General features: G+C 52.6%; 8 protein-coding genes. 4 read left to right on the forward strand and 4 right to left on the reverse strand.

The window, feature by feature from the left end; genetic code table 11:
- The first annotated feature begins 234 nt into the window (after positions 1 to 234).
- The 4 genes from H7U12_RS03495 (at position 235) to H7U12_RS03510 (ending at position 8,135) form a co-directional block, all read left to right on the forward strand.
- On the forward strand, positions 235 to 1,647 hold the full coding sequence (locus H7U12_RS03495) for a hypothetical protein (RefSeq protein ID WP_186632961.1): 1,413 nt from the start codon (positions 235 to 237) through the stop codon (positions 1,645 to 1,647).
- Positions 1,648 to 2,179: 532 nt separating this feature from the next.
- Positions 2,180 to 3,997: a hypothetical protein gene (locus H7U12_RS03500; RefSeq protein WP_186632964.1), complete on the forward strand. Its 1,818-nt coding sequence runs from the start codon at positions 2,180 to 2,182 to the stop codon at positions 3,995 to 3,997.
- Between the two features lie 593 nt (positions 3,998 to 4,590).
- Entirely contained in the window at positions 4,591 to 5,697 is a 1,107-nt protein-coding gene (locus H7U12_RS03505; protein ID WP_186632967.1) for an SGNH/GDSL hydrolase family protein, read from the forward strand.
- 641 nt (positions 5,698 to 6,338) lie between these two features.
- Positions 6,339 to 8,135 carry a mechanosensitive ion channel family protein gene (locus H7U12_RS03510; protein WP_241749089.1) on the forward strand — a complete coding sequence of 599 codons (1,797 nt, stop codon included), beginning with the start codon at positions 6,339 to 6,341 and terminating at the stop codon, positions 8,133 to 8,135.
- 527 nt (positions 8,136 to 8,662) lie between these two features.
- Here H7U12_RS03510 and H7U12_RS03515 read toward each other — a convergent pair.
- From H7U12_RS03515 to H7U12_RS03530, 4 genes are all read right to left on the reverse strand, one after another.
- Positions 8,663 to 9,742 (reverse strand): zinc-binding metallopeptidase family protein, encoded by a 1,080-nt coding sequence (locus H7U12_RS03515; RefSeq protein WP_186632970.1) that lies wholly within the window; start codon positions 9,740 to 9,742, stop codon positions 8,663 to 8,665.
- A gap of 76 nt (positions 9,743 to 9,818) precedes the next feature.
- A complete protein-coding gene (locus H7U12_RS03520) occupies positions 9,819 to 10,718 on the reverse strand; it encodes a transglutaminase-like domain-containing protein (protein ID WP_186632974.1) in 900 nt (299 codons plus the stop codon).
- Between the two features lie 22 nt (positions 10,719 to 10,740).
- A complete protein-coding gene (locus tag H7U12_RS03525; protein WP_186632977.1) occupies positions 10,741 to 11,694 on the reverse strand; it encodes an alpha-E domain-containing protein in 954 nt (317 codons plus the stop codon).
- A gap of 143 nt (positions 11,695 to 11,837) precedes the next feature.
- Positions 11,838 to 12,209 carry an endonuclease domain-containing protein gene (locus H7U12_RS03530; protein ID WP_186632980.1) on the reverse strand — a complete coding sequence of 124 codons (372 nt, stop codon included), beginning with the start codon at positions 12,207 to 12,209 and terminating at the stop codon, positions 11,838 to 11,840.
- Positions 12,210 to 12,314: the final 105 nt, after the last annotated feature.

Consider the following 12,314-nt stretch of genomic DNA (forward strand, 5'->3'; position numbering starts at 1 on the left):
TGCTCGAACGAATAATTTGATTGAGTTCTGAAGGAGTTTTTGGGAATACGCAATTGATTATCAGGTAGTATGTCAGTTATGGAGTTGTATGTTGAAAAGAAGGAAAACTTTTTTAGAAAAATAAATAACAATATTTTAACAAAAAATGTAAAATAATGACTAAATAGCACTAGTTAAAGTAAAAATATAAACCATTTAATCACCAATTCAATTCAACCCCTTTTTTCACGTATCATGAAAACAAACTTACTAAAATCCACTGTGTTGCTGGCGGCAACAGCAATGGTCTTCGGTTGTAGCCCAGAAGCCGAGGATGCGATCCAACCCGATGTGCTGGGTAGATCATCTGACCAGAACCCCATGATGGAAAGCTGCGAGACTATTTCCTTTGACAAGGTGGTGCGGGGCAAAGATGGCTTTGTGACGGCTGTTATGAGTGACCAGGCCACCACGCCTATTCTGGTGACTGCGAACAGAAGAACAGCGCCTTACACCTTCATGGACAAGAACTCGGCGAACATCTTCAATTCTGGGCAGACCGGGCCCCTAGGCAACGAAGTGGATGACATCCTGACGCCCCACAAAGACTTTGGCGGCTGGGGAGTAGGGGATGGCGGCCGTAAAGGAAAGACCTACGCCAACAACACTGCCCTGGGCAACGTGATGATCATCAACCGCACTGATAGTCCGAATCCGGCCTATGACACCAACAACGGCGGCAAACTGTACTTTGACTTCTCGGGGTACGGCAGCGTGACCATGAATTCCATCACCGTACTGGACGTGGACTCCTATGAGGCCGGCGGAAAAGTAGAACTGAAGGACATGATGGGCAAAGTGATCAAAACCGTGCCTCTGGCGGTCAGCGGAAACAACGGCAAGCAGGTAGTTAACCTGGGCGGTACCGCAGGCGTGGTGAAAATGGTCATTACGCTGGGGCAAAGCGGCCAGTTGAACGGCTCCGGTGCCATTGATGACATCACCTTCAACTGCGGACCTAAACCACCGTGTGAAACCATCACCTTCACCAGATTCAACAAAGGCCAAGACGGCTTTGTGAACTCAGTAACCAGCGACCAATCGACTAAGCCAATCCTGGTATCGGCTTTCAGAAGAACGGCTACCAACGTGTACAGCAAAGTGAACGCGGCCAACATCTTCAACTCGGCGCAGCCAACCTCCATCGGAAACCAAGTGACCGATATCCTGACTCCTCACCAGAACTTCGGTGGCGGCGGGGTAGGTGACGGCGGTGCCGCCGGCGCTTACGTGAACAACTTGCCGCTGGGCAACATGCTGATCTGTAACCGTACCACTGACCCAATGAAAGCCTATGATAACAACCTGGGCGGTAAAATTGTGTTTGACTTCTCTAACTACGGTACCGTAAGCATGAGCTCATTGACCATCCTGGACGTGGATGATTATGAGGCTGGTACCAAGGTGGTGCTCTACGATGCTTCTTCCAAAGTGATCAAAGAAGTGATGATGAAAGTAAGCGGCAACAACGGGAAACAGCTGGTGGATTTAGGCGGTACCATGGGCGTAGCCAGAATGGAGATCATCCTGGGACCAAACGGTATTTCGCCTAACGGAAGCCTGAGCGGTTCAGGTGCCATTGACAACATCATGTTTAACTGCATCTAACCCCTGCCTACTCCGGAACAAAGGACCTGGTAAAGGAAAATCATTTCCCGATGCCCTGATGCCGGGCTCCGCTGCCGGGAGTACCTTCTGAAACGCCGTTGCTAGAACTTCTAGCAACGGCGTTTCTTTTTTCAGGGGGTGGAGGCAGTATCCAGATAGGAGCCCTTTTGCCAAAAATGGGCCATAAACGGAAAGGAGCTCTCCGGAGGATGGGAATTAGCGGGTGCGGGAAATGCCAGAGGCTGGAGCCAGGATTTCCGGCCGCAGCAGGGGGGAGGCGGAAGAGGGCTGATCTGTTTCAAGTACCTACACAGGCACTACTTACTGGTAAGTAATTTTGATGATAAAATAAGTGTTTTTATGACGATTTTCTATCGATTTAATAAAAACAGGCGCAAAATAGATGTATAAAATACTGATTTTTATAAAAATCATAATATTTGTTATCAAATAGTAGATGTGGAGACGAGAACATTATGTAAATTAAGCTATCTATTCTTTAATCAATCTTTAACCTTAACAGTAAGCTATTATGAAAGCAAATTTATTCAAAATCAGCATGTTCGTTGCTGCGGCTACTGTGGTATTTGGGTGTAGCCCAGAGGAAGAAGAGTTGGCGAAACCAGAGGTTCTGGGGGGAAGTGCCAGCCAAAACGCGATGACCAGTGAGAGCTGTGAAACGGTAACCTTTGATAAATTTACCAAGGGTTCAGACGGCTTCGTAAATGCAGTGATGAGTGACAAGGCCTCCACGCCCATCTACGTGAGCGCCTACCGTAAAACAGCGGCGAACACCTACAGCTCAGTCAATACGGCCAACATTTTCAACTCGGCCCAGCCAACTCCCGTGAACGATGTCAACGAGATCGATGACATTCTTACCCCGCACAAAGATTTTGGCGGCGGCGGAATGGGGGCCGGTGGGGCCAAAGGCAGCCTATACGAGAACAACACCGCGTTGGGCAACCTGTTAATCATCAACCGGTCTACTAATCCGGCCCAGGCCTATGACAGCAACACCGGGGGTAAAATGGTGTTTGACTTCTCCGGCTACGGCACCGTCACCATGAATTCCATCACCGTCATGGACGTGGATAGCTATGAAGCCGGCGGGAAAGTGGTTTTGTACGGGATTTCCGGAAACGTGCTGAAAACCGTGATGCTGCAGGTAAGCGGCGACAACGGCAAGCAGATCGTGAACCTGGGCAATACCGCGGGCGTGGTGCGCATGGAAGTCTTCCTGGGACCAGGCGCTTCCATGACCGGTTCCGGCGCAATTGACAACATCGTGTTCAACTGCCTGCCAAAATCTGAGTGCGAAACCGTGACCTTCAACCGGTACGTGCGCGGTCAGGACGGCTTCCTGTCTTACGTGACCAGCGACCAGTCTTCAACGCCTATTTACGTGAGTGCCTTCAGAAGAACAGGCACTAACACCTACGCCTCCGCCGATGTGCCCAATATCTTCAACTCAGGCCAGCCAACGCCAGTGAACGATGTCAACGAAATTGATGACATCCTTACCCCGAACCAAGCCTTTGGCGGTGGCGGCGTAGGGACCGGAGGTGCCTCAGGGCCGTATGCCAACAATACTGCCTTGGGCAACGTGATGATCATTAACCGCACCAATGACCCATCCATGGCCTATGACTCCAACACCGGCGGAAAAATGGTGTTTGACTTCACTTCCTTCGGAACGGTATCGCTGACTTCCGTGACCGTGCTGGACGTGGATGATTACGAAGCCGGCGGAAAAGTAGTGCTGTACGGCACTGGCGGAAACGTCCTGAAAACCGTGATGCTGCAAGTGAGCGGAGACAACGGCAAGCAGATCGTTAACCTGGGCGGTACCGCAGGGGTGGCCAGAATGGAAATCTACCTGGGTGCCGGTGGTACGCTCAAAGGCTCCGGGGCCGTGGACAACATCGTCTTCAACTGCCCGCCTAAAGTGTATGGCTGTACCTACACCCAAGGCTACTGGAAAAACCACGCCACCGGCAAAAAAGCCGATTCCAACTGGGGTGGTTTACATGATGATATCTTCTACGGAAGCGGCATGACCTACCTGCAACTGTTGAACACGCCGCCGAAAGGAGGCAACGGGTACATCATTTTGGCGCACCAATACATTGCCGCCAAACTGAACATGACCCAAGCCTCTTCTACTCCGGAGGTGGACGCCGCTTTCGCGCAAGCCACCGCTTACTTCACAGCCAAGGCGGGCGGAAGCTACCGCAACACCATCTCGTCTCCTTACACTACCGCCTCCAAAGCGCAGCTTACCGCCTGGGCGGGCATTCTGGGCGCGTACAACGAAGGCACGAAAGGACCCGGCCACTGCGATGATTGATTGATGTAATATCTTTTCGATAGCAGAACGCCGTTGTCAGGATTCCCCTGGCAGCGGCGTTTTTGCTTTTCAACCCGTCCGAAGCGTTTTGGATGCCTTTTCCCAAAACAAGGCTTAAAACGGAGAGTAGATGAGATCTGCTTGAAAAGAGTTAAATGATTGGTTCGGCAGTGGATTGAAACTCCACCTCGTGAAGGGGTGCCTCACCGCTTTGCTGCAGTTCCTAAAACGAAAGCCAAACCAAAGAACATTCCTGAAACCCATCTATGCCAGATACCCCTTCAGGGGTAGGGCCGTAAAGTTCTACGTTGTAGCCTTAAACTGAGGTTAAGTCCATTGCCATCCTTGGATAGTTTGAGGCTGTCGCCTCACTGAAGTTGAAAACTTCAGCTCATTTTAGGTCCAAGTTGCAAACTTGAACCAGTTCTATTTTTAGAACTCAACGGCCCTGCCTTTCAGGAGGAAGTCTCAAACATGGGCGGTCTGATTCAGGGAAAGAGATTCTCTGCGTCAGATCTGCCTTCTTTTGCTATTTTTACAAAGGAAACAAGAGCCTTGTTTAGGCTCCAGCCCCTTCATTTTACATCCTCTCTATGAAAGTTAAGTACTGGCCTCTGGCAGTGGCTTTTTGTGCCATGTGCATAGGGTGCACGACCCTCAAAAGGAACGATAATCCAGCTGCGGGGCAGGAACTGTCGGCGGCCTCGTTGCAGCCGCTGGGCAGATATCTGGTGAACAAAGACCAAAATTTGGAGTTACTCTCGTCTGCCGCGCACGTGGGCTTTCGGTTTGAGGGAACTCAGGTGCAAGTAATCGCCTCCGCACCTTATGCCGGCGGCCATAGTTATTTGCAGTACGAGGTGGACGGCATGTACCAGAAGCGGGTACGGGTGACGGGGCAGCAGGATACCTTGGTAATAACGGCTCCGGCGGCGGGCAAGCATACCGTGTGGGTCTATAAAACCACCGAAGCCCACTCGGGGCCCTTGGTGCTGCACAAAATCACCGGTACCAACTTGGCGGCTTTGCCCGCGCCAAAACTTCCATTGATCGAGTTCATCGGGAACAGCATCACCTGCGGCGCGGCGGCTGATCCGTCTGAAGTGCCCTGCGGTACCGGTGAGTACCACGATCAGCACAATGCCTATATGGCGTACGGTCCGCGCGTGGCCCGGGCCCTGAACGCCAGTTTTGTGTTAAGCAGCGTGAGCGGGTACGGAGCCTACCGAAACTGGAACAGCAATGGCCCCACCTTGCCGCAGGTCTACGAGAAAGTTGATTTCCAGGCCCATAATCTACAGAGCTGGGATTTTGCAAAGTTCACTCCGAAGATTGTGAGCATCGCCCTGGGCACGAACGATTTCAGCGACGGAGACGGGAAAACCCCTCGGCTACCGTTCGACAGCGCCGCTTTCGTGAAGGCCTACGTAGGGTTTGTACAGAACGTAAAAGCGAAATACCCGCAAGCCAGCATCGCTTTGCTCAGCAGCCCCATGATGAACGGAGCCAGAAGGCAGACCCTGGAAAACTGCCTGACCTCTATAAAAAACCAGATTGATGCGGCGTATCCAACTTCCAAACCCGTCGCCCTGCATTTCTTTAAACCCATGCAGGCCAGCGGCTGCACCGGTCACCCCAGCGTGGCCGAGCATGGCATCATGGCAGCCGAATTGGAGCCGTTTTTCAGAAAACTGCTCTAAAACACAACAAGCAGAGACTCTTCTGATTGTTGCCTATTGCGTGTGACTGGTATTCCGCTGCAGAAGTTGATTGTTCTTTCGGAACGGGAGAATCTGCAACACTCATATTACCGAGCATAATCATAAGTAAAAAGGAACAGATCGCTTTAGGCCTCGTTTCATCAAAACGGCCCGAAAGCGATCTGTTCCTTTTTGGTTTATATAGCCTACCGCAACTCACTACTTCCAGCCAACGGCAGTGATGGGCAAGCCAAATCTGTTTGAATTTTAAGCTGAGTTTGCGTCTCAGTAGAAGCTTAAGTTCTTCCGCCGTTTTGCAGGACAGGCTCCTGTAGATTATCAGTTTTGCCGCAACTACACAAAAGTTTCTGGGCCATTCCGGGGAAACGGGAAGATTCTGGGTGGTGCTCTCGATTGATTAAAAAACCTTGATTTTCTGATGTTTTGAGAGGAACGGAAGGGAAGGAGAACGGCGATGATCCTCGGTTCCAGAAGATCTCTATATAACTCCGGGGCGGATGACACGTTTTATAGGGAGGGGAGTAAAAACAGCTCCTCGTCCGTGCCGCCAGTTGGTGCGATAGAATCATACCTGAGGTTGTCCCCCTGCCTCTGTACTATTTTAACCACAGATGCCGTTTATGACCCATCTTCTTTCCTATTTCCATTGCCTTTTCCTGAAACGAGCCTCAGCCCCCGGCCGGATAGTCCTTTTGGTGCTGCTACTGTTCACCATGAGCACCTTGCCCGGGCAAGCGCAGGAGGAACCCAAAGACACCACCGTGGCGGAGGTGCTCACCCCCGATTGGCCACTGGACTCTTTGGGCCGCCGTACGCCGCGCGGGACGGTGCAGGGCTTCATCAAATCCATCGCTGACGAGAATTATGACAAAGCCGCCCTGTACTTAAATCTGGACAGTACCCTGCAACTGGAACAGGACGGGGCCAAACTGGCGCACGCCCTGCAACGGCTCCTGGACCAGGGTGGCGAGATTATCCCGTATTCGTTGATTAATGACACGTACAGCGGGCGCGAAGACGATAACCTGGGGCCTAATCTGGACCGGGTGGGCTCGGCTACCGTCAACGGCGAAGAGTTTGACTTGTTCCTGGAGAAACTGGAAGACCCCGAAGGCGGCCCCATCTGGCTTTTCTCCTCCCAGACGGTGCAACGCATTCCGGCGGTGATTGAACAGGCCAGCAAGCCCCTCGCCGACAAAGTAATGCCTCAGGTGGCGGTAGATACCAAATGGAACGGCGTGCCCGTGGGGCAATGGTTTTTCTTGCTGCTGATTGTGGCCCTGGCGTATGCGGCGTCTTGGGTGACCATCCGGTTGGTGGTGTTTCTGATCAAGCGTGGCTGGCGGAGGGCACGGGAAGAACACATTGCGGGCATCATCCAGGCGTTTACCTTGCCTCTGCAACTGTATTTGGCCTTGTGGCTGTTTATTGCCACCACCCAGCGGGTGGGCATCTCCATTATTGTGCGCCAGCAGTTCAGTCAGTTGACGGTGCTCATTGGCCTGATGGTGTTCCTGCTCTTGTTGTGGCGGCTGATTGAGGTGATGTCGCAGTACCTGGAGCGGCGCCTGACCCGCAAACGGAACCAGGCGGCTTTGTCGGCGGTGCTGTTTCTGCGGCGCGGGTCCAAAATCGCGATCATCGTGTTCGGGATCATCGCTTTCCTGGGCACATTGGGCTTTGATGTGACTACTGGCCTGGCCGCGCTGGGGATTGGTGGTATCGCGTTGGCGTTGGGTGCGCAGAAAACCGTGGAGAACTTTGTGGGCAGCGTGACGCTCATCGCCGATCAGCCCATCCGGGTGGGGGATTTCTGCAAGGTGGGCGATACGGTGGGCACCGTTGAAACCATTGGCATGCGTTCTACCCGCATCCGGACGAACGACCGCACGGTGGTGACCATCCCCAACGGCGATTTCTCCTCGCAGCGTATTGAGAACTTCGCACACCGTGACCGCGTCTGGTTTCACCCCACGTTTGGCGTACGCTGTGACACCAGCCCAGACCAGATCCGGTACCTGCTGGTGGAGCTCAGGGCCATCTTGTACGCGCACCCCAAGATTGACCCAGAATCAGCAAGGGTACGGTTTGTGGGCATTGGGGCCTCCTCGTTTAACCTAGAAGTGTTCTCCTATGTGATGACCGCCGATTTCAATGAGTTCCTGGAGATTCAGGAAGACCTGCTGCTGCGCATGATGGATGTGATTGACGCCAGCGGCTCGGGCTTTGCCTTCCCGTCACAGACGGTGTACCTGGGCCGTGACACGGGACTGTCCGAAGAGAAAACCCAGGCCAGCGAGGAGCAGGTTAGGCAATGGCGCGAGGCCGGCGAACTGCAACTGCCCAAGTTTACTCCCGAGCGCATCCAGGAACTCAGAAACAGCATTCAGTACCCAGACAGCAAAGCGAAAAGCTAGGCTTCTGGTTCTAAGAAGGGGGGAGACACCATTATCAAATAGCTTTTTCGTAACGCTTCATGTATGGCAAAGCCCTACGGCTTGGATTTCCAGGCTGGCTCCGAAGTCCCCTCTATGGCGCGGAAGTTACTTCCGTGACTTACAACTCTTTTAGGCACGGAAGTAACTTCCGCGCCATAGAGGGCTAGGCCATTGTGGGTCAGAATAAAGAGAACCTTCGTAGGAAAGACTTGGTAGGCATTCAGCAATGATGGTATAAGGAAGCTTTTCTGTTAGCAAATGGTTTTGCCTTCATTTTGGGATTTCGTGCTATAAACGTTCGTGCTATACACGATTATACCTTCCATTAAAAATCACAGGGCAGAAGCTGGAGCGCTAGCAATAATGGGTGTTTCTTCTTTTCTGTTAGCTAAGAAATAAGAACCAGGTCTGTTTTAGGGCTGTTTTGGTGAAAAGAGGGCTAAAACGGGATGGGGCGCTGCAATCAACTTGCAGCGCCCCATCCCGTTTTGAATTTCAATTTATTTCTAGTCCGGTTTTCTCCGGTTCTTCTGGATGAGCCGGTGAATGTAGGTGAGCTTTTCCACTACGGGGTCAGAGAAGGTCTCGGGGAGCAGGTCGGGGAGGCCCAGGGAGCGGTTTACCTCGTTCACCTTTAGGCTGAGGTCAGCGTAGCGGGTGAGCATGGTTTCCAGTTGGGAATCTACCAGGTTTTCGCCGGGTAATTTCAACAGATCCTGGTTGTCGGCGGTATCCAGTACGGCCATCATGTCCAGGTACGTGCCCCAGGTTTCGGCGAAGTCTTCCCAGGAGTGCATGGTGGCATAGGCGCTGATGTAGCTGTTCTGCCAGTTGGCTTTGGGGCCGTTTTGGTAATACTGGTCCATGGCCTGGGAGTAGGAGGGGTTTTCATGGTCGCCGAACACGGCCTTGTACGCTTCCTCGTCTTTGCCCTGCACCAGCAGCTGCCAGTAGTAGTGCCCGATCTCGTGGCGGAAGTGCCCGATGAGGGTGCGCTGGGTTTCCCCGAAGGAGACGCGCAGCTTTTCGCGTTCAACGGGATCAGCTTCGCGAATGTTGATGGTGATCTTGCCATCGGCGTGACCGGTGAACACTTTTTCTCCCTTCTCCAGCCCTACCCAGCCCAGGATAGAGGAAGGCTCCACATCTTCTTTGAAGTCAAAGGAAAGCGGCAGTTCAAAGTTCTCGGCCTTGGAGCCGTAAGGCAGACCCAGCGTGTCCAGCAGGTAGAGCAGGCGCTGCTTGGCAACTTCCAGTTCGTACCATTTCTGGGCATTCCCCTCCACGGTTAAATCAGGGATGGTTTCGGTGAGCTGACAATAGCTGCACAGTTGCTCAAAGTTGGGCCGCTGCGACTGCGGCACTTCTATCATGCGGTTGCAGACGTTGTGGACCGAGTAGTTGTAACATTTCACCACATGGGCCCGGCACGCTGGGTTGGTACACACGTACGCGCCTTTGCCGTCCAGTTCCATGGCGTGCATGCCCTGGCAAACGGGGCACCAGCCCACCTCCCGGTTGCAGTTAACGCAGAAGGAATTCTCAAAGAACAATTTATTGCCACAGGTGCAGTGATATGTTTTCATTTTTTTTCTGTTAAGCGGCCGGCGGCCGGGTGAAAGGACGGCAGCCTTACCTGAGTTGAAGGGTGACGGGTAGCCGTTACATCATCTGGCTGGAGATACTATGCGGCTGCGGAGTTGTTTCCGGGAGCGGGCAGGGCGTTACCTTTACGCTGTAGCTGGTTTTCTGGCTCCCATTGGTTTTAAGCGTGCCTTTGAGGGGGCTACAGTCAGCGTAATCAGATCCGTGGGCCGCCTTGATGTAATGCTCATCAGCGAGCAGGTTGTTGGTGGGGTCAAAGCCCTGCCACCCGAAACCCGGCAGAAACGCCTCGGCCCAGGCGTGCATCACCGCCGAGCCGGTCAGGTTCAGGCCCTGGTTCAAATACCCCGAGACGTACCGGCACGGAATCTTGTTCAGCCGCGCAATGGCGATAAACAAATGGGTGTAGTCCTGGCACACGCCCCGGCCCAGTTTCAGTACCTCGTTCGCCGAGGTGCATACGTGCGTTGGTTCGGGGTCAAACTCCAGCAACTCGTAAATGAACGTGTTCAGGGCCTGCAGGTAGTCATATACGCCCTGGTCTGGTGCGCGCATCAGTAACTTGCTCCGGAGGCTCTCCTGCAGGCGGGTATAATGCGCGAAGCCCAGGTACAAGTGGTTTTGCAGGTAGAACAGGTGATCGCCTAACAATTGCTGCTCTTCGGCCACGGGCAGGGTGCTGCCCAAGGGGTACACCGGCTGACTTTTCTCCACCACGGCTTTCATCTGGAACTCAAACTCGGTGAAAGGCTTCATGGTGTGCAGGTTCATCACCTCAAACCCGAAGGAGTTGGCATGGGAAAACACCTCGGCTTCCAGTGAATTGGAGAACGCGACGCTCTTGACCACCTGCGAGGCATCTGGGCACGGCTGAATCAGGAAAGAGAAAAAGGCCTCCCGTACGTTTTGCTCATACGTGTTGTGGGTACGGTACACCACCTCGTATTCTGTCTTCATATAGGCAAGGCCACCGTGGGCACTAGTTGTATTTCAGGTATTTAACGTCTAATAGGCTGGCAAGTTCATATACATTGTCCAACGTTCGCTTCAGGAACTGGGGAGCCCGGTCTTCCACCTCCTCAATGGTGAGGTACTGGAACCGGCAGGCCAGCTTCCCGGCCATAAACTCCAGTGACTCGCGCTTGCCTTCTTCCTGCTGAAAGGCAATGCCTTCAATGCATTTCTTGATCCCTTCCATGCTGTACGCCACAGACTTGGGAAACTGCGTGTCAAAGAGCAGAAAGTCCAGCACGTGCGACCGGGTAGGGCTGGTTTTATGGCAGCGCATGAACATGTCAAAAGCCTCGGTGCTTCTGAGGGTGGTGCTCCACTGGTAGTTTTCCAGCGCGCTCTCGTTCACTTGCGCATCCAGCTTGTCAATGTCCTCCAGCTTGGTCTGCAGAATCCGGATGACCTGAATGGCGCGTTCCAGGTGCATGCCCAGCGAGATGAGCTGCCAGACATCGTTGTGCAGCAGGGTGTTCTCAATGTAGCCTTTGGTGATGTAGCTGTTTTCCTCAATGCGGCGGGCGAAGAACTCAATTTCCTCCGAGGGCATCTCGGCGCTCATCAGCTCGTTTACTTTGTGGTAAAACCGGTTGATGGCCTCCCACAGTTCTATGGAGATGTTGTCGCGGGAGCCCCGCGCGTTCTCCCGGATGCGCCCGATGTAGCTGAGAATGGAGAAGTCGTTCGCTTCTGAGATGGAGATAAAGTCAATGACTTTGTCGTCTTCGAGTTTGTCATGCACCCCAAAGTACGCCTCTTTGCTGCCCGCCATGTTCAGGATGGATTCCAGGATGACCTCGCGGTTTTGGCCCAGCGGCGCATCCACAATTGAGACGTACTGCACCCGGGTGTACCGGGCAATGTGCTCGGCCCGCACAATGTAGCGCCCCATCCAAAACAAGCTATTTCCAATTCGTGAAAGCATACGGTATATATAGTTCTGAGTCCTGAGTTAGATAATTATTCTGTTTGTACTTTATCTGGTGGTCCCCCTTTGAAGGGGGGAGGGGGATGAACTACTTCTGCTGATCATCTCTCCTTAAATATTTTTACTTCTTTAGGTAAGCGCTACCTAGTGGGCATATTTTCCTCAATCCATTGCTCAATTGATCTTTGCACATTTGAAATGTCTTTCATGACCTCTTCATCGGTAAACCTTAAGACCGTGAAACCCATGTTTGCTAAAGCTCTGTCCCGCATTTGGTCTTCTGCGGTTTTAAATTGATGGGAGTACCCATCTACTTCAATAATCAGTTTTAGTTCCTGGCACATGAAATCAGCAATGAACCTATCAACTGGACGCTGCCTAAGAAAGGTATATCCCGTTTTGCCTTTGCCCAGCACCTCACACCACATCCTTATCTCTGCCTTGGTAGAATCTAATCTATTTACTCTGGCAAAGTGCTTCAGATTTTTGTTGTAGTAGTGGTTCAGAGGCATAGGTAGATTGTCGTTTTTCAGGTTCTTCCGGGTTGTTTCATAGCTACCGGTTACTGCTCCTCTTAGCTGCCTTGTCATCCCCCTACCCCCTTCCAAGGGGGACTT

This window comes from Rufibacter sediminis, from assembly GCF_014269285.1.
GTDB lineage: Bacteria > Bacteroidota > Bacteroidia > Cytophagales > Hymenobacteraceae > Nibribacter > Nibribacter sediminis.